Here is a 24,636-nt window from a genome sequence, read left to right as displayed (position 1 = left end):
ACATGAACGCGTGGATGAGGCTCTGCACCTCCGCCAACTTAACCCTGCGCGTTTTAACGGTTTTCGCATGAGGCGAGCGTAGAGGTATATCACTCCATAGAGGGGTCGCTAGACACACTAGCCAGACTAACTAGTATGCTTCCCGAGGCTGCAATTTTCCGCACAATGGGCGGCGCGTCTAGTTGATACAACGCAACGCTGGTATCACATAGCAAATTGGCCAAGCGCGCATCTGACGACGGGCCAGCAGCGCTGAGCGAGAGACATCCGTGGTGAATTCGTGGCCGGCCTCGAAGGCCGGTCCTGACAAGAATTCAACGTCTGTATGCGTTAGCGTACACCTACTATGTTTTGAACCTTTCAATCTGGAAAAACCGACATATGCTTTTATTTGGACCGTCCTACCGACGCCTGGTCCGGAGGAAATGACCGCCGATTTGACGGGTTCGCCCCGTTGGGGTCGAAAAGCGCTTTTCTTAAAGGCAAGCAAGCGGAAGTTGCGCAGCACATTGCGAAAAGCGTTTTGTTTCCCTGAATACATAACTTGGAGCGCAACGTGTCTTCTCCAGACGATATTCAGATAGGAAGACAGGATTACAGAGGAATCGTCGTTAAGGAGATTTACGCCAAAGAGTCGAGCTTTGCAATATATCGGTCCGAGAAGGACAACGGTCCGCAAGTGCAGTTCTCCGGTAACGAAACCGAGAGAGCTCTTCAGCAGACCGCATATTCACCAATTGCCCCATTGGTTGTCGAAATCGCGGCCCTCCTAAATCAGTGGCGCGGTTACATGGTGGGGCGCGCGCAACAGCAGATGGCTAGCGCGATACAATCCGCGCTATCGGGCAACGCACCGCTCGCACGAGAGATTTTAGAGGCTGTCAAAATCCAAGTGGTCGCCGAACGTCAGTTGCGTGGCCGGTCGTGGACCCTAGCCTTCTCGATGGCGACAGCAGCGGTCTTAGCGTTAGCATTCTGCTCAATTGCCCGATTTCAATCCGGGATAGTATTCTTGAGTGCGGACACCAAGGTCTTTCAACCTTTGCCACAATGGGTTTCGATTGCTCTGGCTGGAATGGTTGGCGCTTTATTTTCCAGCACGATTGCCGTCCGTGAAAAATCGACAACTGTGAATTTGAACCGGCTCGAAAATTTTGTCGACGGCGGTACTCGAGTCTTGGTTGGAACAATCTCAGCCATCGCTCTGTACATTTTTATTAGGGCAGGTTTCGCCCCTAGCATAAAAATTGGCGACCACTCGCTTAGTCCCGACAATATCGAAAATCTTGACATCTCTATCCTCTTGTCAATCGGATTTTTGGCAGGCTTTTTAGAACGAATGGTGCCGGACCTAATTGCCAAGAAATAAAGTAAAGTTAAATGCCGGAACTTATAGACTCCATCATCTCGCGAGCGGAGCGGCCGTCGGGATTTCCATCCTCTCCATGCTTGGCCCATGGCGTCGGCTGCAAGGTGCTCGGCTTCGTGAGTACCTGTCACGGTGGCATGTAGCGCCGCACTGGGGGTCACGATTTCTTCTCAGCGCTGCAATGCGAATCGTCCTTCCAATCCGAGGATTACGCGCGCAAGCGCCATAAGTACAGACATTGATGCAGCCCCACAATTTGTTGCAATCGCCCGGATTGGCACCCTCGCGGACACTCGCCTAATATCAGCGTATGCCGCGTGAATGGTGGAGTCGAGCGGCGCTTTCATAACGTCCATTAACTCCAGTCGAGGACGACCATGGCCTTCGAAAAGCTTGTAGATGCGCTCGACAAAGCCATCCTAACTTGCGATGAATTCCTTCGCGTGATGCTAAAAGCGCAAGCAAGGGCCCAAACTGTAGACGCAAGCGCGTTTGAGAACTACACCCCCTACCTTAAAAATCGGCTCAGGGATATTTTGTCTCAGCTGAGCGGTGCACTGCCAATATTTTACGCTGGGGCGCGACTCTGCCGTCCCCGTGAGCGGAAAATGTGCGCGCACCTCGTAGAACAGACCTTTGACGCTGTACAGACACTGCGTGAGCTAATCTCGCAGTTGCCTGTGGACATCTACATTTATGTCTTGCAATCCGACATTCACAGCCAAATAGTCCAGCCGTTCGCAGAACCGACGCGAATCATCGCGAGCTGCAAGGACCTACGCAAACATCTCCTACCCCTCAACGAGCCGGCACCAAAATATTCACGGAGCGAGCCGGGAACTAGGGCAATGATTTGTATAAGGTCCAATCGTTCTCCCGATGAACAAAACGCCACACTCGTTAAGGTGTTTTATGCAACGGACCGACGCCCTACCGCTGAAAGCAGTACAGACGATGCCGCTTTCGATTGCGGGCGTGGAATTGGCAAGCTGACTTACGGTGAAGCTGAGGTCTCGGTGCCGCCGGCTCATCAGATGGGGTGGCTTGAGCGACCGTCGATTTTCAGTTTCCGTTCACCGGACGGTGAGAGCAGCAGGCATTTCTTAGTTTCTTCGTCAAGAGAGCTGTCTCTCGGTGATTGGCGCCAGGCAGTGCTAAGTCGACAAGAGTTTCTGGGCTCTGAGGAAATTTTAATATTCATCCACGGTTTCAACGTAACGTTCGACGATGCTCTGATGCGAACGGCTCAGATATCGAAAGACCTTCAATACGATGGCATCACGGCCTGCTTCAGTTGGGGCTCGGAGGAGAGCGTTTGGGGGTATGCTGCCGACGCCGATAACGCGTATGCCAGTGCTGATGCTTTTGCGACATTTATTCGGCATTGGAAAAAGTATTTTCCTGACTCAGGTATTCACATCATTGCGCATAGCATGGGAAATCGAGTGCTTTTTAAAGCACTGCAAAGTCTCAGTGTTGCCGATGCATCGCAGATTCAAGAGGTCGTCATGGCCGCACCGGATGTTGACACTGGTCATTTCGAAGCTGCGCTTGTAACTCTTCGAAAGCGCGCGAAACGTTACACGTTATATGCCTCGGATGCAGACATTGCATTGGCGTTATCGTCGTTAATTCGAACCAAATACGCGCGACTAGGACAAGGTGGAAACGGAATTTTTGTCGCCGAAGGCGTAGACACCGTCGACGGTTCCGAGGCAGTGACGGCGCTGGTCAGCATAGCTTTGAACCACGCTGACCTTTTCGAGAAAGAACGTCTCTTATGCGACTTGCATTACGTTATTCGACATCGGACACCGGTTGAGCTTCGCTATGGCTTGGTGAAGATGCCAAAAGGGGGGCTGCATTACTGGCGGCTCCGGTCCAGCCGACGTGCGGCATAGAAGACGAGACATGTACGTAGGGCTACCATGTTGCGAATCAGCCAGCCTCTTCCCATCGTCAGCGCAATCCAATAAGCTCCTTCAAAAAGCAAGAACGCTTCCGGATTGGCTTTGCCTGCTTGCCGAAGGACTCCCGGAAAGTCATTCATTTGGAGGAGCACCTGGCGAATACAAACCGAAAGCAATAGAGGCACGACGTGTTTGTCCAGGGCCAACTGGGATTGAGCTGTCGCTGCATCATTCGCGAAAGGACAGCTCTAATCAGCTTACCTAAATTTACCCACGAGGCCACACAATGAGGGCACGGGCAAGTAGTTCACGTCCCCGCTTATCTATGGCAGCTTCGTCCCATATATCGTACTGATGAAGTAGGCCATTGATGGGGAGTATTGAATGCGTCAAAATTTCCCTGCGCTTGCCCTCCCATGGGCCGTTCTGAATTGAACTGTTTAGACTGCCTGTAATGAGGGTAAGATTCCCGAAAGTCTGAATCGCAGTATCCCGTCGTAAACTCATTTGTACGGCTGGGTCATCCTTGTCACCTAGAATTGCATATTCGAGCCCCCGGGACCCGTCCGGCAGCGGCCAATGCTCGACCCATCCCTGAGGAATGAGATGTTCAACTGTTGGGGAAGCCTTGAAGACAACGCTCTCGGTCTTCGATGTCCGATATGTTTCGCTTAAGCGTCCGAGTATATGAGTTAAGCGGAGATTATTAAGGTTGTACGCATTCCGGGTTAGCCATGCTTGCGCAAATTTCTCGTCGCTCGGCCATTCATCCGTTACGTTTCGCAGACTCATCAGATGCTGTAGCACAATATCGGGAGTAGCCCCGTGCTGCCGGACCGCTCGTGTTAGGCCCATAAACATACGATTGTAAGCTTTAGTGTCGGCGCCACAAACCGCTCGACGAACCAGATAGCTCTCGAGAATCGCCGCCACCCGACTCATCTCACTATCACCGGTACCCATGTCGAGCATGGCTAGAAGTGGTGGATAGGCAGTACTTACATCGAACGCGTTGAGGAAATGCGCGAGTGCTCCTAGAACTTCGCATTCGTGCGGTGCAGAAATACGTTTGAAATCCTCACGCTGGTCTGCGAGTGCCTTCAATTCGTCTTCCACTTTATTATAAGGACGAGTTCGTTCGAGCCAGTACTTGTATTCCACGAAAAGATGTTTGATTGGAATATCACGCGCCTGCTTGCTGGCAAGGAAATGCTGAATAAACAAGTCACTTCTCGGCCGTTTGAGTCGACCTTGCGTAACTTCTTCCCGCCAGAAAGGCTCGTCAAACTCCGACCAATATTGCTTGTACAATTCCTCTTGCTCTTCGTTCTGACGTGCCGCTCGCAGGAAGATGTAGTTCCGCAGAAGGTCCGCCGGTAGCAGCGGTTCGCCGCGTGCGTTGAGTGTCTCGAAGATAACTTGGGCATCGTCGTCGCGGTCCAAGTCAATCGCTACAATTTTCAAGCCGGTCTTCAGTGCTTCGAAGGATTCTTCGATGCGGTCACTTAACGGCACTTCATATGCGACAGCGGGCAGCTCAGCTGTCCCATTGAAAAACTCTTCTAGTTGTTCGTAAAAAAACAGATACGCCTCAACCATGGTCGGCCGTGGTTCGAACTTCCTCGTGTTCGGCTGACGCTTTAGTGGATAGGCCGCGTCGATTACGGCCTTTGAGCCGGCCCCGAGCACGGCGACGAACTGCAATCGGTCCGAAAGGGTGGGCCAAACCTTGAATTTTTCTACCTCAGGTTCAGCCATTCGCCCGGTGTTGAGCGTGTATTTTTCACATTCATCTCCGAAATCGTTGAAGCCCTCTTTTCGGCAGAAGTCTCTGAACGCTGCTAGAAAAATCTGAAGCGTCGTGAGGCGCTGCTGTCCATCAATGACACTTCTTCGCTCCACCTTCCCAGTTTGCGTCTGCTTTTGGTCGAGCACCATGGCGCCTAGAAAGTGCACCGGCGCGTCCTTACGACCCTCGATGTATTCGGCGAATTTTCGAGAAATGTCTTCCCACAATGGTTCCCATTGGTGTTCCTTATTCCAGACGTACTGGCGCTGAAACGTTGGGATTTCCAACCGCATTTTCTTCTCGAATATATCGAGAAGAGCAATCGCATTTGCATCCATCTTTGAGGTCTCTCTTTTTTTGATATTAAGGTGCATTTGGCACCGCATAGTTGCTGCAATTTTTTCAGTCGCGCAGAAATGCACACGGTTCCCTCGTGCTGCAAGAGAAACGACGTGAGTTAACTCATAGCCCTCAACCGCGCTCGGTATTCCATTGGCTCCAACTCTAAATGGCTGGAGAGCGACCCTCGAAGTATGAAGAGACGAGGGGTTACTCCAAAGTCAAATACCCTATAAAGACAGAAAGCATCTTCGATTTCTTCGGAGAAATCTAGCTCGTTGCGCGTAACTATGAATGGCGTTGTTGCGGTGCCATTTGTTGTCTTCACCTCTACAAACCGCGCAAGTTCTGTTGTTTCGAAGGACAGGATATCGTAGCCCGTGCCGTCTCCGAGGCGGTCCGATATCCAATCTATTCGTGATGCTAAATCTGGACGGGCGCCGTCAATCAGACGAGCCCTCTCGAAATTCATGCTCCATCCTTCACCTTCGTAACCAAGCGTTCGATTCCGTTCTTCGCGAGCGGCGTAATCAAGCTTCCTCGGAAGACGAACTCGCGGCGTGGCGACTGGAATGCTCTCAATTTGCGGCCGCTCGACGAGGACTCCACGAAACTGTTGCTCGCCTGGCGTAGTTCTTTCGTCGAAATTTTCCATCACCTTCGCGAGGGAACCCCGATGAGACTCAACGAATTGGAGAACGGTCTGGCGAAGTAGCGTTTGGAGGTTCGAACGTGGTTTGTATCCACGAACATATGGAAGAGCTAACTGGTCAAGGACTGCTGAGATATTCTGAAATTTGAGTTCAACGGATGACTTGCTACGGGTAGTAATTTTAGTGCGCAACTGCTCATTGCGTTCCGACTTGTTGTAAACCATACCCAAAGACTCTAGTCGAAGCATCTCGAAGTAAGCCTGTACAGTAGCCTCGACCTCAACATGGGTCCAGTCCTGTCCAACTCTGACTACTTCGAACCCCAGGTCCGACAAGACGCGTTCTACCGTCGCTTCACCGCCAGAAAAATCCTCAGCGCGAAGGGCTCCGTCGTCGGGAAAGGCATATCCATATGCCGCCCCGACGATTGCTTTCGAGTCGTAGAGCTTGCCGGTGCTTGGGTCGCGCAGCATGTACTCGCGAGACTTACCAAAGCCGTACTTGTCAAGGAAAGAGGTGCGGCCGACTCGCTCGAATTCATCTATCGCAGCTGTGACCGCCGCAGGGTCTTGCAGTTTTCGAAGAATCATAGATTTCTTGAGGTGCCGGAAGGTCCGGTCACTTTCAGGGCGAAGATGGAACTATCCAGCGACCAACACCACACCCGACTTGGCATAAGCGCTGCTTCAGGGCTACGCCGCATCTTCCCAGTAGGCGCAAAGGTAACGCTGAATGTCGCTTAGCGTGATGGGGTGAAGCAACAATAACTTCTCGATGTCCCGCTTGTTCACAACACCAACGTGATTCTTGTGCGCGGTGTCCTTAGCCGTCTCGTTGAAGTATTGGTTGGTCGCAACCGTCTTTTTGAAAGTAACTCCGGGATGACGCAAGCGGTATTCTGCTTCACCACTGACAACGTCTTTCACTCCTTGCGAGTCCAGAACCGCGTCTTCTACACCGGAACTCTTACACTGGACGAGTTCGCCAATGCCTCCCGTCAAGGCAACCACGTCCACGCCAGCATCGTGTGTCGGGGTGCGGTAGACCAAGCGGAAACCCTTTTTTTGCCAAATTGCGGCTATAAGACATTCGAAGTAGTCCCAATCCATTCGGACGACATCATCGATGGTGACAGTCTTATTGAACACGGGGTCTTCGCTACCTCCTGGGACGATATCCTTCAGGCTCCACTCGTCCGGTGTAATAGAGCCCGAGCCATTGAGCATATTCTTCGCAAGTTCTCTTTTGTACGTCAGCAAAGCATCGAGCTTTTCATCGAATGTCGTGAAATCGTCGGCATATGTCGTGGGGCAATAGACGAACACATCCCGTGTCTGCCCGATTCGGTACGAGCGGTCGGTAGCCTGGTCTTCCTTTGCCGGATTCCAGGTGCGGGTGTAGTGGATAACATGGTTGGCTTCTTGCACGTTGACACCGAAGCCGACCGCGACCGGCGACAAAATGATGACCCCGAACCCTGACTTTTGTTGGAAGGCCTTGATGCGCTTTTGTCGGCTGGCAACGTGCTTGGCTGATGCCGTTACGTCGCCGTTGATGATATCTGGCCTGAATCCGAACACTTCTTCGATGTAGTACGCGAGCATCTGCTGCATTTCTCGGAATTCGCAGAACACAATCGTTTTTTCGCCCTTTTCCCTGATGGCTAGCAACGTGTCGATGAGCCAGCCAAGCTTGGGGGCTTCGGACCTATGCTGCTCGAGAAGTTGCGGCTTGAACTTGCCTTGTCCTGGCAAATGCGGGTTCGTACAAACGGTACGCAAGTAGTGGAGCAATCCGAGGTGATTTTTGAAGGGCGACGGCCCCTTTCCTTCCATCCCTGCCTTAAACCCGTTCACAGCCTGCGTGTATAACACCCTTTGGTAGTTCGATATGCGAATGCGGGCCGGTACCTGATGTTTTTGCGGCAAGTCTGCAACCTCGTGCTTCATTCGCCTCAAAATCTGAGGCTCGATGAGACATCGAAGTTCTTCGACGCGGGCCTGCTCTTCTTCAGTCTTCGCTTCGACAGGTTTTCTATAACGCTTACCGAAATCATTGAGAGCGCCCAGCATGCCGGCCTGAACGAAGTCAAACAAGCTCCACAAATCGGCAAGATTGTTCTCAACCGGTGTTCCAGTGCAAGCAATTTTGAATATAACGTTCTGTTTCTTTGCGGCTCGGGTCACCATCGCATTCGGATTCTTGATTTTCTGCGCCTCGTCGCAGGCCATCACAGACCACTTCTCGGCGGCAAAAGAAAACTCGAGGTCTCTTAGCGTCTCATAGGTGGTCAGAACTAGGCGACTATCGCCCCGCCAACCTGGTCGGAGGAACTTCACCAAATTGTCCTGCTGGAGTTGTGCGTCAACCAGCGCGCGTGGCACACGCAAGTCTGCGAGGTTATCGCCGTACGCGACAAGCACGGGCAGCGTGCCGGGGACAAAGAAACGGCCGATTTCCTCCACCCAATTTTCTAGAAGGGAAACTGGAGCGACGACGAGTGCCGGCGGTAAGTCAGGGTCGGCCTCGAAAGCCTGGGCAAGAAAAGTCAAAAGCTGAAGCGTTTTGCCGAGCCCCATGTCGTCCGCGATAACCGCGCCCCGGCAATGCGCCGGCGAATGACTAAAAAGGTGCTGAAGCCACGCTACGCCTTCGCTTTGATGAGCTTTAAGCTGAGTTTCTGGCTTGAGTGACGTGGGCAGCGCAGGCTCGTGTGCATAGGTTGTAAGGATTTCGCGTCGGGCTTCCTCGTAGTCCACAGCGTCGATATTCGGTTTGAGCAAGAGGTGCTTGCGCTGACCAGGCTTTTCGTGTCCCGGCTCGCGGTCCCGCTCGTCCGCGCCAGCGCCCGGCTGCAAGCCCTTCTCGACGTCCACAAGCGCTTTTCTGAAAGCTGAAACCATATCTTTGGCATCGACTAACGGAATGGGCTTGGGAAGGCCCGGAAGGTCGATGTATGTCTCGCCCTTGCGTTCTGCCTCTGCGATACGAGCATCCAGCTGCTCGCGCATGGTCCGGCTAAGCGGTACCACAACGGGCTCTGTCTCGCCCTCGGGAAGGTAGCCAATGTGTTCAACGATGGACTCAGGCCACCACTCTTCGGTGGTCTTCGCGATGAAGGGTGAGTAATAGGCTTTTTCTTGGCCAATATCGGTCACGCGCGACGTATATACGCTTAGGTCGTAGACATCACTGTAGCGAACCAGAACTCGAGGTTGCTCGCGCTCCCAAAGCGCTTTCTTCAGAATCTCAACCTGCTCGGGCGTTTCGCCTCGCAATTCAAAGTCGTATCCATCCCAAGCGTATAGTTGTCGCTCATTGGCAAGCGCGCGTTCGACGCCTGTAATGAAGCGCTTGAGCTCTTCTTCACCTGAAAAAATCCGGACTTCCTCAGTAACCCGTTGTTGAGCGTCGGCACTTCCGATATGGAGGCCAATGTTTTCAGGATAGCCGGTGGCATCGCGTTCGACCCGAGCAACAAAGTGTTCGAAGAAAATGCCTGCCTCAATACGCGCAGTCTCAAACTGGGTTTCGTCGATAACAGCACTGGCATCCCGCCCGAGCGCCGCAAACGGATTGACGAGGAATGCTTCTGCACGGCTTCCCGCAACGCGCCGCCCGTCAAGGCGCCGAATGCTATCCAAAACTGTTCTGACTTCGGGTGTCACAATGACATGAACCAGTCCCTCGGGGGTACTAATGTTGTAGTGGTTCGGGACCGATTTAACGGCGTCGAACGCATCAAGCCAATTAGCTGGTGCTCCCTCGAAATTAGGCATGATTTCAACAACGCGCGTGCCGGCGACATCGCTCTTGCGCATATGGATGTCAATGCTGTCGGGCGTCAGCACAACACTCTTGTAGAGAAACTGGTCCAATCTTGCTTGGGCCGCCATCGCGGAGCGGCGAATCCTTCCCCACTGAAGGCGATGCACCGCTTCAGTCCGCTCTTCTTGCGCGCGTGCGCCGAACCGCGCGATTTGGTCGACCGTCTCGTACGTGCGTCGATTCAACAAGCGTACTTCACCATCGGCCCTTAGCAGAGCCCCAGTCAAATCGGCGCGTTCGACTGTCGTGCCCCCTGGTCTGTGCCAAGCAGATATCGAAACGGAAAAGTCAGAATCCGTGAGTGTGCTTCGGCTGCGGAGCTCCGGAACGAACTCGCTTACTGGAGGCAAATCGAGTTGCGCCATGCTGTCCTGGTAACTCGCATCCTCGAGCAGGTCGTAGAGCGATTCCCAACTCACGTGCGTTGTCGCCTCGCCGGGCAACGCATAGCCTTCGTCTTGCAGCTGACCGACAAGTGCCGCGACTGTGGGTGTTCGAAGAGGTGCGGCTCCCGGCTCCATCCCCACCTGGTCACGGTTTCCGAGCAGCAAGCCGTCCGGAGTGAACGCTCGCCACACCTCGACCGGTGTTTGTGAGGATATGTCCGTTTTGTCGTTGTTGTTCTTCGCTTTGAGCCAATTAAGCATTATCACGTCTCACTAGAAAGCCACCAGCCCCTACCTACCCTATATTGAAATCCCCACGCGACTAAACGCTTGCTGAGTCCGAAATTATCAGAATCGTCGATTTCGACTAGGAGGTTCCCATTTCTAGGCCTAAGGTCCCTTAAAACAAAACCATGTCGTTCGCACTCGGCACGAAGGAGACGTTCTTCGTTCGCGTCGAATTTGGTCGGTAAAGGTTTAGGGTTCAGCGATGCGGAGCTCGGTACCGCCGATTTTCGTTCTGTCGGCGGAGTATAGCGGGGCGTTTCTGACACGCCGACGCCCGCAAATGCATTGCCCGACGAGTATCCCTGGTCAGGATAAATCCCTCGGGACGCAAGCGCGCGCTCAAAGCGTTTTTCCCAAGTTCCTTCTTTCGTCTGGCCATGAGTCATTCTCTCGGAGCCGGATGCTCCGCGCGAGCGTGTACGGTCATGCGCTCGTACATCAGGTGCCGAAACGTTTTGCCCGAGCAAGAAGGGCATATCGTTTTGCTTGAACAAAAAACATGCGTTGCCCGTTTGACCAAACTCAACAACAACCCAATCGCCGAATGACATAACAAACGCGTTATTGCCGCCGTCGCCTCCGCCCTGCAAATCAACGATTAGGGCCTTGAGCTTCGTGCGCGCAGCCCTCATGTCAGGTGCATAAGACTCTCGCGCCTGCGGCCCAAGAGCAAAATTAACAAGGCCGATGCTGCGGTGGTAGCGCACCCAAAACTTCAGGCGCCGTTGGTCACTTCTGCCTTCCTGAGCGAGCACGCCAAAAAAATACTCGATGTAGTGCTTGTTGAGCCACGCACTGACCATATTTCGCACCGGGGTGCTGACCGAGCGCCATCCACTTTTTTCCCCGCCCAAAATTTGGGGATTCCCCCAGTTCGCCAGTGCGAAATCGCGTAACGACTCGTCCGCACCCTGCGGACTGCACCGCTCGAATCGAGTCAAAATACGGCCAAGTCCCTCGTTAAACAGAGTGCCCCGTGATTTGACGAGAGACTTCAGAAGCTCCAACACCTTTGGGATGTGGAGCTTGAATTGCGCATCCTGCGGTTCGGCTGTCGCTGCTTCGATTCGAGCGCGCACCAGTTGTTCTTCGAACCAAGAGTCCTCTCTGATACCCAAGTCCTGCCGAAACTTATTGACTTCGGCATCCCGCCCTTCGAGGTAGTCTCGGCCATAAGCTTGAGCGGGGTTGTCCGAAAACAATCGAGCATTCGATTGCAATGCAGTCACCCACAATTGATTGATGCCTTCGGGTTCGTTGACATCACGCGCGTACATGTCGAGCCAATGTTTAAGCTGATTCCAATTCGACAAGCCAGAAGGAATTGTTGGCACGGGAAAATATCGCAAATACGCGTCAAGCAGTCCTTGGTATGACTTTCGGAACTGCGGTCGATATGCTCTAAATCCTTGTTCCACGCCGTCAAGAAGTCGAGGAAACCGGTCACCGTCTTCGATTAACCTGTAGTTTGCGCTGCCAATGAGCTCCGTGCAGCCGAAGGAAACCAAACGAGCTTCTCGGGAATTATTGAGAATCGGTGTGTTCCGAAACCGCTGGACTGCTTCAACCAGCACGTCTCTTTGCGGTCGACCCTCCCCCCCGCCCTCATGTGTCTTCCGAAGGACTTCAATCTCGTGGTCGAGCGGCGCCATCGAGTTCGCGTGGCTGGCTCGGGAGCGCGGCGCGCTCAGTGAATGCTGTAGGCGTTCCAAGGGGCTCATTAGCTCGGCCCCAATGCGCAGGCACCGAAGTTTCCGCGTGGCACGTCGCCGGCCGCCGCGCGAGTCTCCCCGAGTCCGAGAAATTCGAGCCGAAGCTCAACACGCCGGCTGTCTTCGAACGTCGCCTTTGCAGCATTAAACGAATAGCCTCCGACAAGGAAAAGGTCACGAATCTGCTCCAGCTGGTCTTGACTCATTTCAGTTTCATCAGGAAATGGTTTGGCGAGCAACACGCACAAGACACGCTGGCTGCGCTGAAGACTGAGATTCAGGTTGTAGAGGTAGTCGCCTTCCGGGCTGGAGAACCCCTCGACAACAATCTGCTTCAGCCATTTTTGGCCTAGTTGGTCGTGCGCAATCGCCAGGACTTCGGGTACAAAGGCACGAAGGAGCCGTTGCTGTTCCGGCTTAAGCCCTGAACTGTTCTTATCGAACCGCGCTCTATCCCCGAAGTCGATGGCGTTTCGGTCCTTGTACACCCTGACGCCGGGATACTTGGTGGCGGCCGCCTCAACGCGGCGCAGCAGTTCCGTGATGTCCTTGTCGCGCTGCGCCTTCAGTCTCTGACCTTCGTCAACAGTCTTCGTCACGGCCAGCAAGGTAACCGACATCGCTACGAGGAACAAGACCATCAAGGCGGTCATCAAGTCAGCGTAAGAAATCCAGAAGGGCTTTTCCGCTTCTTTGCCCCCACCCCGTTTAACGAAAGTTCGCGAGCCTAGCATCAGGCTCTCACTGCACGGTTAGGAACGGACAGTTCGACTGCTTGGGATAGCTCGTGAATTGACTGACGGAGCATGCCGGTCGCTGTGGCCATTTTCCCAGCCAATTCTCGATAAATGACATCCATATCGCTGTCAACCGTGGCTTGAAAGGCCTTTGACGACGTACTCAGGACGTTTACGACGCCGTCAGTAAACGCCTTTGCCTCGATGTTCGCGGTTCCCAGGCTCAACGCTGCACGCTCAATACCCGCGATAATCCCAGAGGTCAGGCCAGCTTCGCGCTTCGCGTTGGCGACCACTTGATTGAGTTCCATCAGCATGGTGGCCATTTGGTCGCGGGATGTGCGGTAGTCGTTCACGACTCCCTGCAGGGTCATAGACGCAGAACCGACAGATGTCGCGGCGCCGGCCAGTTTCTCGATTGTGCTCCCGGTATCGCGCAGAACCCCGCTCACTGCCGAACCCGCATTCTTGAATTCGCTCGCCGCCATGTACATCGTCTCGGCGCCTGTGTTCATTCGGCTTACCGTATCAAGTGTCACATTCTTCATGGTGTCAACCGTCGCCTTGACCTCGGCAATCAGGCGCTCCATCTGCCCCGCAAAGGATTCGACCGACCCCCGCATGCTGGCGATACTCGCATCCGACTGCGACGCCAGCTGTTGTTGTCTATCTGCATGAGCATGCGCCGCCTGCGTCGACTGCTCGTTCAGCTTGCCCGCCAGAGCCTCTACCGTCTGCCCAACGTTGGCCAGCGCTTCGGCGAGTTTGTCGTTCGTCTCCGACTGTGAAGTTGCAACAGACGCTTTCATGTCTTCGACAATTCGCGCCATTTGACCGGTCATGACTTCCTGGCGCGCTTCCATGGTACTGATAGCCTCGCTCAGCTTGTCCGCCATTTTCTCGGCGCCTCGCGTACCCGCTCCTTCGAGCGACGCAGTCATATCGGCCATTTTCCCGACCGCCGAATGAAGCGCGGTGATGGTCTGCTGCTGCATCTCATTGATGCCGGATATCTGGTCGCCGAACAGGTCTTTGAGATTCTGGCTTAGGCCCGAAATGACGTCAGTGAGTAATTTATGAACCCCTTCAGCTCGGTCTCCTGAAACGCCTTGGAGCGCTTCGGTCATTGCCTTTATCGGTTCAGCCAATCCGGTCGCAATTTCCTGCCCGATTTGCGCACCAATTTGTGAACCAAGTCGCTCGCTCGATTCCTTCTGTGCGGCAATTTGGCTGTCCGCAAGCTCACGCAGAATTCCGCTTAGCTCAGTCACCAGCGCGTCTTTAAGAACCTTGCTCGTGGTGACGGCGTCTTCGGAGGACGTGACCAACTTTGCCAGCATCTCCTCCCCAGCGCCCGCCTTATAAAGGCTGTCAAGGCGAAAAATCAGTTCCTCAGCACGGCTATAAAGCACCGCGAGCGTGATTTTTTCAACAAAGGTAATGGCAATGGCGAAGAAAATGGCAAAAGCGGAAACGACGAAGGCTTCAGATACGCTGTGAAGCAACAGCCCCAGACTTTCCCGTACGACCTGCGCGTTGTCGGAGATTGCGAAATTTTTGAGTCCTCGCAACATGCCGAAGAACGTTCCGATAATCCCAATGCCAGTGAGAATCCCCGGGACATGTTTGAAGAACTCTGAACCGACCCGACTGTCGACGACGATGGATGGGCTAAAAAACTGTTCGGCCGGTATTGTAAGCCGATAGGCATCTAGCACTTCGGTCGCTGTGGCCGCGTCAAAATGTTTCTCTGGGAACAGAGTTTTGCTGAACTCCGCCCATAGGTGTGACAGGTCCCGATATCCTGCGAAGAGTTCCACCGGCTTCTCGGCAGGCTTTCCTTTGAAAGTCTCCAGCCCTCTGATAATTCGTCCAAGCGTCACGCCGCGCCCGATTGCGCGTGGAATGAAATACCCAACGAACAGTAGAAGCAGGATAATCAGAGCGACCGCACACGCCTGGACGACCCACGGTGATTGCATCAAGGTCTCAAACATGCGTCGTTCTCTCTCAGTTTTGATAAATTATATTTGTCGGCGCTAGTGTGCCGCAAGCAACCGCACGTCGTCCGACAAGCGTCACGGACATCGTCGAACCTTTAAAAGCAAACCGTCGGCGTATCACCCGTTTGTCTCGCCACTCGCCGCGACTCTCACATACCGACTCAATTGGCGAGAGGGCTCTCGACAACACGTTATCGGCACCTGCGAAAAAAACTTAATTTAAACGATGCATTTGCCTTCCCCTATGCTCGGCACGTGACACTACCTTGCGAATGGGACCTCTGTCGCGTGCAATCATTGCCCGTTTCGAGAAACGGCCGAGCTCGCCAAGCGATACGGTTCACAGCAGATGACTTGGCAGTCAATCTCGAAGCGCGGGTCCCCAAGAACGTAGTATTTACCCTTACGAACGAAAAAACATAATTTTTCTGATAGATATTGCGCGGTGAACGCCTCATACGTTCCGACGTGGCATCCAGCGATTCTTGGGGCACCAATCAATACTTGGCCGACAATGCTAGAAGCCACTCTTTTTCGAATTTAGCTGTGTCTTCGCGATTACCATGAAGGTACTTCAGACTTAGCCCCCAATATCGGTTGAAGTTGTACGAAAAAGCACAATTCAGTTCGCCGACACGCACGCCGCCGTTAGTCGGATATAACCTGACATACGTGAAAGAGAAGTCAACGGGGAGCCAACTAATTTGGCTCAGGAATGCTAGGCCAATTTCGCCCCCGAGTCGAACAAAGTCCTTGTTGCCCTGCGATGCAGGCGGGTCACCGTGATTCGTGTAGTAGCCGATGTTCGTCTTTACAACAAATATCGGTTGATACGCAAAATACCCACTCTTGCCGGCGATAAGCACGGGTGCGTAGGTATTTGCAATCCCTTGGATGATTGGCGTGTATGAGAAATTCAATGATGCGAGCCGGCTATGGTCTTGAAAATCAAACAGATAGTCCGGTCTCACGCTGATGTCATGTGACATAATTGAGTTAATATCTTTTCCGGTGCGAAAATTTAATTGTCCTACGAGGCCAACGTCCGCTGTGTCATTGGCACTTGGCTTCGCCGAACTACCCTTGCTGACGGATACGATATCCCGGTTTACGCCAACGTAAGGCGTGAGTGTTAGCACGTCGATATTCGACCCGTCCGACGAAAATATTGACGTCGGTAACGCGTAACCAATGTAGGTCACGAGGTTCGAGGTTCTCTTTCCTGCAGCTGAATCTTGAGTCAACTGAAAAGTCGCCTTGTCTACCGTGGCGTAGGCGCCTTGACTCGCCGAGCCACTGCTGGCGGCATCGCCCGGTGGTCGAGCTATTCCGAGCGCATTTGCGCTCCCGCGAATTCGCAATTGTCCCTCCGGACCGAGGTCCTTTCCCTGTGGGCGCCCGCCCTGTTCGTCCTTTGCCTCCAATGTCTGAGTTATGCCTATGCACTTCACAGCATTGTCTGAATTCTTTCCGCGCATATATTCATGTGGGTCAACCGACGGGTTCGAAGCAGAAAAACGGTCGGCCTCATCGCCAATCAACATCATTTCGACTCGATACGCTGCAGCCTTCAACGATGTCCTGTCCGACGCCGGACAGTCCGCACCGCAACTTGCCGGATTGGCAAAAAGCTGTCGCTGAGGGGAAAGATTGACGAATCGCGGGTCGCTGGTCGAGCTAAGCGCCAAGGCACTTACTGGGAATTCCTTTAGCAGCGCCCGGGCAAGTCGGTCCTTGTCCACGACCCCTTCCACGCAGATTGTTAAATCCTTCGAGGATTGAGCATTTTCAGCCACGGCGCTACTTGAACAGAGCTGACTCAAAAGAATCGTGATGAACGTAACACCTATCTGTGCGTTATTTTTCCACGGTTTCCTCGTTTTCGAAACTACTTCGCTATACACGACGAGGCCTCCTATTGTGCCGTTACCGCCTGTCGGGTATGGCCGTCAATGTTTGCCATAAGCTGCGGCACGGTACAGGATAAACTTTGGTCGCAGAGACCCTGGTCACAGGTGAAAATAAATGACGGATTGCCATCGACAAGTCTCTTAGCAACTTTCGCCATGAATTGCGGCATTGATTGACTGGTGTACAAATAGTCTTGGCCCATCTTTTTGGTCGCATCGGTAGGAGGCCACCAATGGTCTGCAACCATTTGCGCTGAGACTGCTATAGAAATCGCCTGCGTTTGTGACAGCTGCTGTGTTGCCGACGTCGATGCAGCCAGCGAGCTGAACCTACTGTTCAATGTCCCTGATTTCATCGCAACATCAATTGCCTTCATTGCAGCGGAAGGTTCGGCCTCGCCTGTTTCGTCCGCCATCGCCCTTAGCACTGTCACCGCTTTTATAGATTCCTCACTCGTGGGCCAATCGCAGTATGGCTCGACTTTATTTAATTTGTTCTTTGGAATCTGTAATAGGCTATTTTCCCACCTCGTCAACCATCCCCACTCGACAAACTCTTCTGAAGCGAATGGACCGATTCCTTTCTTTTTACTGAAGCGCTCTTCCACTCCAGGAATTATTGGCATTGCCTCCGTCCTTTTGTAGATATATCCAATAGGTTTGTCGTCTAGCTCAAGCTTTTCAGGAATACGAAACCACCCAGCCGCAGTCATCGGCGTCATGCCAAGTCCAGAAGTCTTACGCACCATCTCCAGAACTCTTTCCATCTGGAATCTGCCTTCTTTCAGTCCGTGCTTACCAGAATCTAGATGCACACGACATACCTTATGAATGTATCCAAGTCTGGATAACGGGTCTGGGGGATAGATACCTACCGCCGCATCAAATCGCCCTTGTCGGACTGCTGGAACGTCCAAGCTTCCAATAAGGTTCGTGACAAGCGCGTATGCGACACGCCGGTCGCTCGCGTTCTCATGAAGGGACTTCAGCTTAGGTAGCATGCCTGGCGTAAGGAATGAGAAGATATTTGTCGTCTTCTCACCAGACTCGTCGCGACGCTTTAACACTGGGTCAAACTCATCGAATAGGATAACTGCCTGTGAAAGCATCGACAAAGCCTCAAAGACCGCTCGAGCACGCTTTTCTACGTCCGACTCCCCACCTTTCGCAAGGTCACTAGGGGTGACCTCCACAAGGGGAACGTTGCAAGTCTTTGCCAACGCCTCAATTAGCGTTGTCTTCCCTGTTCCTCCCGGACCATAGAGAACAATCGAGTTCAGCTGGTCACTCACTCCCGGAATTCGAGCGACGTGGCTACGCATCCTCTGCATAGTCATCGCAACCGAAGTTCGCGTTATCGCTCCCAACTCGCTGATGTCCTTTTGAACAAATCCATAGTCAGGGTAGAAAAGCGTGTCGAGGTATAGCTTGGTAGAAGATGGTTGACGTACGGTGAAGTGTTCCAATATGGTGTGATTGATACCTTCGTCAAGCATTCGATTGACCGCTCCGAGACTTTCGACTGCGTCCGTCGTTGCTCTCACACTTGCTGACTCGCGTTTATGGTCGAATTCCGAAAACCAGCCAAGTATTTTTTTTGTTCCAGGCTCACGAAAACATTGTCTGTCGAAGTATCGAAATAGATAGCCGGCCAAGTGCTCGTCAATTGGGTGTTTTGCTGCGCGCACCAACTCGGCAACGGCTCCAAGCAATTGGTCAGTGTCATTAAAGTAACGCGTAGACTCGTTGGCGTGGTATGGGCTCCGGTTCGAAATGGTCCCGTCAGCGGACAGGTCATCGTAAACGAGCTTTGCAGCGAGTTTCAGGCGGCTAACATCTGACTCGTCGGAGTGAATACCAGATGCCAGTCCGTATGCTGAAGCGGCAAACGCTAACTCGCCAGGCTCCCACGACCGATTATCGTTAGGCCCGCAGGCGGCAATCTGTCGGTCAATTACTCCAGACAAGTAGCCTTTGCAAGCAGACATACCGAGACGCACGTCGTTTGCAGCTTTGCTGTATTCGGCCGCAACGTCAGCCATCCAATCGTCGTTGCCCACGCCACTTGCGATAGCTCTGAGGGCCGACTCCGCATGGCCAATGCCCATCTTCATGGACTGGGTTGCCAAAATATGCGCGGTCTGTGACTCGGGAACAACTATCATAGGCTGACAATTGACCAGAAGGTCCGCCCGTTGGACGACCCCCTCTTCCGAATCTCTCTCTGCACTTACTGGGTCATGGAGATGTCTGCATGACTTAATCAACTCATGAAATTGCGCAACGTTTTCCTCCTTCATATTTTTATTCGTATCAGGAATTACCGCGATAACGTCTAGGCAATCCCTAGCGGATTTCAAGCTCTCCTTCAGTTTCTGCAACTCACGAAGTACAGTCTTCTTCAACCCATCCTTAAAAAATACATCGATTTCCAGTTCAGAAGGCGTCAAAAACGATTCGAGATTGAACGCAATCATATTTGACGCTAATCCAATCGTCGTTTCGACGTCCTTTTTGAGCCGCTCCTTGTCTCGAAGTCGCCATGCCTCGGGGATTTTCTCATTGTTCAGGGCTTTCAACTGTTCGGCGGCCCGTTGCATAGTCAGCAAGAATTCGGCAGTCTTCTCAAGGTTGATAGCCAAGTCAGACAGGGCTTGAACACACTGTGACGTAACATAAGCGTTCGCCCAACCAGTGCTACCTGCTCTAGCGCCGCCCAAGCACCAATCGGGCGAATTCGCCGAGAAAATCTCTCTGACAATCCAGTACCAAGCAAGTAGCGTGGGCTCGCGTGTTGAGAGGTGCCCAACCGACACGAAAGTACGGATAGCCTCCGCTGCTGCAAGCACAGGCATGTCCTCCCCTAGGAGGTCAGATAGGCAAAACGATTTAACGTACGCTTCGACAGCGCGGACGCGTTTAATAGCGGCGCTGTCTTTCTTAGAAAATTGCCACTCAATCCTGGCTCTCTTATATCTATGGTAGAGGTCCAATTTCTCATTGGGAGCGGGTTCAATACTAAGCAATGCTTCGTGCCCTGCTGTCCGCATCAAAGCGCTTTGGTGTCGAATGACATCGACAGCCTTGAGCTCATCCATGTGGGCTTCAAGGTCATGAGAACGGAGTAAATGGTTTTGCGACGAGCTTTCGTTCTCTGGAACCACCTCTGTAGCTGGTTTTGGCATTTTGGCATCCTTATTTTTTTTGTTGCAGAAGTGCAGTTGTTCCAAAGCTTTTCGATGAACAGCAAAAAGCATTCTGAATTTCCGCCGTTAGTCATGCCTTAAACTATTTCTACAGGGAAATGCTGTTCTGACTTGTTTTCAAGCCAAGCGAATTAGATGAGTCTCCGACTGTCGACGCGCTCGATGCCGGCATCGAAAAGCAATACGATGCAGCATCTAGTTAATATTAGGACAATCGAATCCGGTCGCTATGAGGGAATCCACCGTCCGATTTGTAATGAAATATGTTTTCCGGATGTGCGGAGCCGCACATACATAGGTTGCTAGCGGCTCGGGGTATCGGTCGGAGACGCGCGCCTAACAACATGTTCAACAATCCTCGTTACCTCGACTACACTCTTCGTCGAAAACTCAACGAGGTCGAAAATGCAATTTCCATAAAGGCTGATTGAAACTGCCCAGGGACATCTTGAACGGCTAATAGCCGAGCGCTCGTCGGAGGGACCGCACCTTGATTTCAAGCGGGGATTGCCAGCTGCTTGGGACAACGCCTCGCGGCACTAGTTATTCGCCGACGTGTCTGCATTCGCAAATGCTGGGGGCGGCGACCTCATATTCGGCATCAATGAAGATGACGACGGAATTGCCACTGAGATTGTGCCGATGGACCTTAATCCGGATGAGACTGCGCTTCGGTTGGCGGACCTTCTGATGAACGGAGTTGAACCTCGCATGCCGGGCGTCCAGGACAATCGCAAGAGAAGGCTCTCATTTCAGTTTGGACCTGCCGACGTTCCACGGCGAAAAAGCGAATCTAATACTACCCGTCACACCCGGTTGAGCAGGGTTATCGAACGGAATTGAAATTTCCCCTGGTTTCGCTTCGGTGGCCGGCGGTACTGGCAAAATCTTCGGGGGCGTCGTAGGGTCCTCCAACCACTCATATTCGACCGAAGCCTCTTGACCGCCCCCAGCAGGAGATAAGCGGATGATGAGAGTTTTCCTAAAGAGATACCCTCCTTCAAAATGCTCTTTCATCCAAAGTACGCCATCGACCTCGTAGTCGGGCGCTCGTATTCCGAGCGTAACTGAGTAAGCTAGTGTCGGGTCCTTTGAGTCCATCTTGGCGAGGTTCGACAGAAAAACCGTTGACAGATACATGGACTTCGTCTCTGCGGTCGCTATCCAGTCTTGGTACGACAGGCATGCAACCGAATCCTCTTCGGCAATCCTTCGAGACAGATACCATGGCTTTCCTCGAGGAGAGGCGAGCAGCTCAAACTGGTATAGCGCGTTGATGTTCTTTCCGTTGGCGTCGGCGACGACTTCAGGAGGTAACCGAAAGCTGTCGATATCAGCCCAGATATCAACCCGTATGTCGCCAAACAGAAAACGCGTCAAATTCTGGTAGGATTCCTCTCCATTGACGATGCCGAAATATCCCGAGTGTGCGCGATATGTAAAAGCTTTGGCGCAGGGTTCACCTGGCGTATTGTCTGACGCTATCCCGCGCAACGTGGCGTTCTCAATCCTCACGAGCCCATCGCTGCCGTGCCCAACAAATGTACGCGACGCGCCCATTGCGGCTTCATAGTCGGACCTGTTGGTTCCAACCATGCAAAATACCCGTCTTGGAGACAGCGGTCCCACGGGTAGCCAATCGACCCTATTCGTCGCTTTGTACTCGGCATCCAGATTTAGGTACTGCGCCATAAAATCACGATTGAAATTGTTTGCCGCATCCTTAGATAGCCACGGAGGCACGTTGAATCCAGCCACATCGATACCGTTATGTGGCGTTGCATACGTAAAGAACTTATCGACATGCCGGCGCAGGTCTTCTGCTCCGCTCGGCGGGTCGTTTTGCAAAAATGCTCGACAGACCAGACCGCCCATTGAATGTCCCACTAGGTAGCAGCGGAAATCATCTGCGGTGTCGACTCCGCTATCCGGGGACGCCAAAATGCAGGTCCGAAGCTTTAATATCAATGCACTAAGTTGGTTGGCTGCGTCTGGAATATTGGGCGCAGCATTTCCGCCAAGAACCTGTGCTGCGCTGTCGTAGTAGCGGAGGATGGCCACGCACCGCAACGGGAGTCCCGTAATCGGATTTGGTTTCCAGTCATCGTCGGAAATCTCATACCCGTCGGAATAAGTCGTGCCATACCGATAGTCAGCCGCCAATCGCACAACGGGGGACTCAAAGATAAAGCGCCTCGGATTTTTACCGGTGTCCGCCACAGCCCGAAAGATGGTCGAGCCTGCGTTATACCCGCAGAAGGGGTCCGCAGCGGTTTCGTCTATCGCACCTTCCGTCATGGCGTATCCCCTGACGTAAATGATGGGATAAAAAGGATAATTTCCATTAGCCATGTTCAGCTCCGCAGCGTCGGTCGTTTGATTTTTTGCTCGGACCAGCTCCCAACCACACTTTCAATTAAAAAGTACAACTATTCTTTCAACAATCAACCATAAATTGAACTCGACAATACATCGGAGCGCTTTGAAGCTTTATTGCAATGGCCTTGCGGAAGTATAGGTGCATTTGTTCGTCGTTGTGGATGCGCAACGGACAAATCACCCTCCGAATCGGCCACGCTGACCCTCGGTGAGGCGAACCACTTTGTGACGATATGCGAAGCGCGCAAATCCGCCCCTCCCACTGTGACGAGAAATCGAACCAACAATCGGCGGCAGCCTATTTCAGGCGCGTACGTTGTAGCGGATGAAGCGCGGTTGAGTGAGAGAAGTGGCAGTGGATTGCGGTCGAAATGAATCATTAGTTTGAGAACGGGAAAGAATTGATGAGAGGGATTCTCGCGCCGCGACTTGCGTCAGTCCCAATGATTGCCTTCACGTGCTTGAAGTCCGTGGCTCGCTGGAAGCACGACCATGAGTGGAACAACTTCTCGAAGGTCAGGCAACCGCCAAAAATCCGATGACGTCTCATCAATTACGATAGCTTGGCCGGTGCTATCTACAGGCTGTAACGAGTGGAGAATGATGCCGGCAACCATCTTCATTGAAGTCATGCTCTCGACGGAGCGAATCACCTTTTGCAGGCGGCGGTTCTCTACACCGGGCCCTTCGAGGGTTTCAAATGCCACATGTAACACAGAGAGCTCGTCGTTGGGCACTTGCTGGACGGCGCGAGCAACGTGCGCTCTAACATCGCGCGCCTTGCGCTCAATTGATGCTTCCGCATCGCAGCTGAAAGTCGCGCCGCTCGCCCAGTCCACTGACGGGATGTATGTCGCAAAATACCCTGGCTTCTCGCCAACGGTTATCTGCGGACCGTGAATATAAAGGGCTGTCATCGCGTTTTCTGGCACCCAATCGCCGCCGAGAAGGTGGCGCAGCTTGGACCCAGACAACTTCAGTGAACTCCACGCCAGGTCAGCATCGAGCGCACGCCTATCAACTAATCTTGCTCGGATGGTGGGCGGTCTCAAGTCGAAGTGCAACAACTGGTCTAATGTTTAGATGACGTTGCGAGATCCGCTGCTTTTAGTGTCGCGGCAAATACCTCGAAGGGTGAATGAAACGCATGCGTAGCACGAGGGCGGTTGTTCAAGCTGTCTGCAATGACGTCGAGGTCGGCCTGACTATGGACGGAAAGGTCGGTGCCTTTGGGCAAGTACTCGCGCAACAGGCCGTTGGTATTTTCACAAGTTCCTCGCTGCCACGGGCTGTGTGGATCGCAAAAATAGACATTCACGCCTGTTTGAGCGGCAAGTTCTTGATGCCGTGAGAGTTCACGCCCCTGGTCGTAAGTGAAGCTGTGACGCAAGTGCTCGGGGATCGAGTTGAGCTTGGCGGAGAAGCCAGCCAGTGCAGATTCGGCTGTGGCATCGTCCATCTTAGCCAGCAGCACTAGACGGCTGGTTCTCTCCACCAACACGCCCACTGAAGAGCGATTGCCTTCGCCTTTAATGAAGTCGCCCTCCCAGTGCCCGGGCATCACGCGATCCTCTATTTCAGGTGGGCGCACGTGAATGCTGACCATATTTGGAATTTGCCAGCGGCGATCACTACCCCGTGTCCGCGACATACGGGCGCGATGAGCACGACGCAAACAAGCAATGAGTTGACGCCGTAGTTCGCCGCCTGGGTGGGCGTAGATAGTGGTGTAAATCGTTTCGTGCGAGACCTGCAAAGTCGGATCGTTTGGGAACATACGCTTGAGGACTCCAGAGATTTGCTGAGGCGACCAACGCCACTCCAGCAGCGTGAGGACGACCCTCCAGCAAGCGCTGTGAGGCCCGAGTTTGGGCGCGACCGCACTGTTGGATCGTCGGGCCGAACTGAGTGCGTGCGCCGCTGCTGGGACATAACCAAGCACAGAACTATTGCGCCTGAGTTCGCGGCTAAGGGTAGAGGCCGAGCGCCCGAGTATTCGGGCCATGGCCCGAATACTAGAACCCCGTTGACGTAGGCTCGCAATCTCCAAACGTTCCTCAGCTTGCAACTGCTCGTACTGATTTGCTTTATGCATTACAACACCTTATACGCTTTGGTGTTGCGCTT

14 protein-coding genes are annotated in these 24,636 nt (G+C 53.1%); 3 read left to right on the top strand and 11 right to left on the bottom strand.

Going from position 1 to position 24,636, the window contains the following annotated elements; genetic code table 11:
• Positions 1-556 precede the first annotated feature (556 nt).
• Complete coding sequence (locus ACMX25_RS36510) at positions 557-1,369, top strand: hypothetical protein (RefSeq protein WP_414954742.1); 813 nt, start codon at positions 557-559, stop codon at positions 1,367-1,369.
• A 377-nt stretch (positions 1,370-1,746) separates the two neighbouring features.
• Positions 1,747-3,270: an alpha/beta hydrolase gene (locus ACMX25_RS36505; RefSeq protein ID WP_414954741.1), complete on the top strand. Its 1,524-nt coding sequence runs from the start codon at positions 1,747-1,749 to the stop codon at positions 3,268-3,270.
• Positions 3,271-3,546: 276 nt separating this feature from the next.
• Here ACMX25_RS36505 and ACMX25_RS36500 read toward each other — a convergent pair whose 3' ends face one another.
• From ACMX25_RS36500 to ACMX25_RS36465, 8 genes are all read right to left on the bottom strand, one after another.
• A complete protein-coding gene (locus ACMX25_RS36500) occupies positions 3,547-5,442 on the bottom strand; it encodes a DUF262 domain-containing protein (RefSeq protein ID WP_414954740.1) in 1,896 nt (631 codons plus the stop codon).
• A gap of 83 nt (positions 5,443-5,525) precedes the next feature.
• Entirely contained in the window at positions 5,526-6,650 is a 1,125-nt protein-coding gene (locus ACMX25_RS36495; protein ID WP_414954739.1) for a protein NO VEIN domain-containing protein, read from the bottom strand.
• 102 nt (positions 6,651-6,752) lie between these two features.
• On the bottom strand, positions 6,753-10,535 hold the full coding sequence (locus ACMX25_RS36490; protein WP_414954738.1) for an SNF2-related protein: 3,783 nt from the start codon (positions 10,533-10,535) through the stop codon (positions 6,753-6,755).
• A gap of 2 nt (positions 10,536-10,537) precedes the next feature.
• The gene (locus ACMX25_RS36485; RefSeq protein ID WP_414954737.1) at positions 10,538-12,214 is read right to left on the bottom strand and encodes an EH signature domain-containing protein; all 1,677 of its coding nucleotides are present in this window, start codon (positions 12,212-12,214) and stop codon (positions 10,538-10,540) included.
• Positions 12,215-12,282: 68 nt separating this feature from the next.
• Complete coding sequence (locus tag ACMX25_RS36480; protein ID WP_414954736.1) at positions 12,283-13,008, bottom strand: OmpA family protein; 726 nt, start codon at positions 13,006-13,008, stop codon at positions 12,283-12,285.
• The gene (zorA, locus tag ACMX25_RS36475) at positions 13,008-15,008 is read right to left on the bottom strand and encodes an anti-phage ZorAB system protein ZorA (protein WP_414954735.1); all 2,001 of its coding nucleotides are present in this window, start codon (positions 15,006-15,008) and stop codon (positions 13,008-13,010) included. Before zorA ends, ACMX25_RS36480 begins: the two co-directional genes overlap by 1 nt.
• A gap of 503 nt (positions 15,009-15,511) precedes the next feature.
• Positions 15,512-16,918: a hypothetical protein gene (locus ACMX25_RS36470; protein WP_414954734.1), complete on the bottom strand. Its 1,407-nt coding sequence runs from the start codon at positions 16,916-16,918 to the stop codon at positions 15,512-15,514.
• 11 nt (positions 16,919-16,929) lie between these two features.
• Positions 16,930-20,181 carry an ATP-binding protein gene (locus ACMX25_RS36465; RefSeq protein ID WP_414954733.1) on the bottom strand — a complete coding sequence of 1,084 codons (3,252 nt, stop codon included), beginning with the start codon at positions 20,179-20,181 and terminating at the stop codon, positions 16,930-16,932.
• A gap of 504 nt (positions 20,182-20,685) precedes the next feature.
• Here ACMX25_RS36465 and ACMX25_RS36460 point away from each other — a divergent pair.
• Positions 20,686-20,973, top strand: coding sequence for an AlbA family DNA-binding domain-containing protein (locus ACMX25_RS36460; protein ID WP_414954732.1), 288 nt, complete (start codon positions 20,686-20,688; stop codon positions 20,971-20,973).
• On the opposite strand, the gene ACMX25_RS36455 is transcribed toward ACMX25_RS36460, so the two are convergent.
• The 3 genes from ACMX25_RS36455 to ACMX25_RS36445 all read right to left on the bottom strand — a co-directional run bounded on the left by ACMX25_RS36455 (position 20,878) and on the right by ACMX25_RS36445 (position 24,604).
• Positions 20,878-22,482: a hypothetical protein gene (locus ACMX25_RS36455; RefSeq protein ID WP_414954731.1), complete on the bottom strand. Its 1,605-nt coding sequence runs from the start codon at positions 22,480-22,482 to the stop codon at positions 20,878-20,880. The genes ACMX25_RS36460 and ACMX25_RS36455 overlap by 96 nt on opposite strands.
• Before the next feature lie 461 nt (positions 22,483-22,943).
• Positions 22,944-23,426, bottom strand: coding sequence for a hypothetical protein (locus tag ACMX25_RS36450; RefSeq protein ID WP_414954730.1), 483 nt, complete (start codon positions 23,424-23,426; stop codon positions 22,944-22,946).
• 155 nt (positions 23,427-23,581) lie between these two features.
• Positions 23,582-24,604 (bottom strand): IS30 family transposase, encoded by a 1,023-nt coding sequence (locus ACMX25_RS36445; RefSeq protein ID WP_414948293.1) that lies wholly within the window; start codon positions 24,602-24,604, stop codon positions 23,582-23,584.
• Positions 24,605-24,636 lie beyond the last annotated feature (32 nt).

Source organism: Caballeronia eucalypticola, assembly GCF_047608185.1.
In the GTDB taxonomy this organism is placed as follows: domain Bacteria; phylum Pseudomonadota; class Gammaproteobacteria; order Burkholderiales; family Burkholderiaceae; genus Caballeronia.
This window is presented reverse-complemented; position numbering and strand designations above follow the sequence as displayed.

Bases quoted from the DNA above. Each gene is read 5' to 3' on its own strand.
- ACMX25_RS36505 (WP_414954741.1), top strand. From the start codon at position 1,747: ATGGCCTTCGAAAAGCTTGTAGATGCGCTCGACAAAGCCATCCTAACT.
- ACMX25_RS36500 (WP_414954740.1), bottom strand. From the start codon at position 5,442: ATGCACCTTAATATCAAAAAAAGAGAGACCTCAAAGATGGATGCAAAT.
- ACMX25_RS36495 (WP_414954739.1), bottom strand. From the start codon at position 6,650: ATGATTCTTCGAAAACTGCAAGACCCTGCGGCGGTCACAGCTGCGATA.
- ACMX25_RS36490 (WP_414954738.1), bottom strand. From the start codon at position 10,535: ATGCTTAATTGGCTCAAAGCGAAGAACAACAACGACAAAACGGACATA.
- ACMX25_RS36485 (WP_414954737.1), bottom strand. From the start codon at position 12,214: ATGGCGCCGCTCGACCACGAGATTGAAGTCCTTCGGAAGACACATGAG.
- ACMX25_RS36480 (WP_414954736.1), bottom strand. From the start codon at position 13,008: ATGCTAGGCTCGCGAACTTTCGTTAAACGGGGTGGGGGCAAAGAAGCG.
- zorA (WP_414954735.1), bottom strand. From the start codon at position 15,008: ATGTTTGAGACCTTGATGCAATCACCGTGGGTCGTCCAGGCGTGTGCG.
- ACMX25_RS36465 (WP_414954733.1), bottom strand. From the start codon at position 20,181: ATGCTTTTTGCTGTTCATCGAAAAGCTTTGGAACAACTGCACTTCTGC.
- ACMX25_RS36455 (WP_414954731.1), bottom strand. From the start codon at position 22,482: ATGGCTAATGGAAATTATCCTTTTTATCCCATCATTTACGTCAGGGGA.
- ACMX25_RS36450 (WP_414954730.1), bottom strand. From the start codon at position 23,426: ATGACAGCCCTTTATATTCACGGTCCGCAGATAACCGTTGGCGAGAAG.
- ACMX25_RS36445 (WP_414948293.1), bottom strand. From the start codon at position 24,604: ATGCATAAAGCAAATCAGTACGAGCAGTTGCAAGCTGAGGAACGTTTG.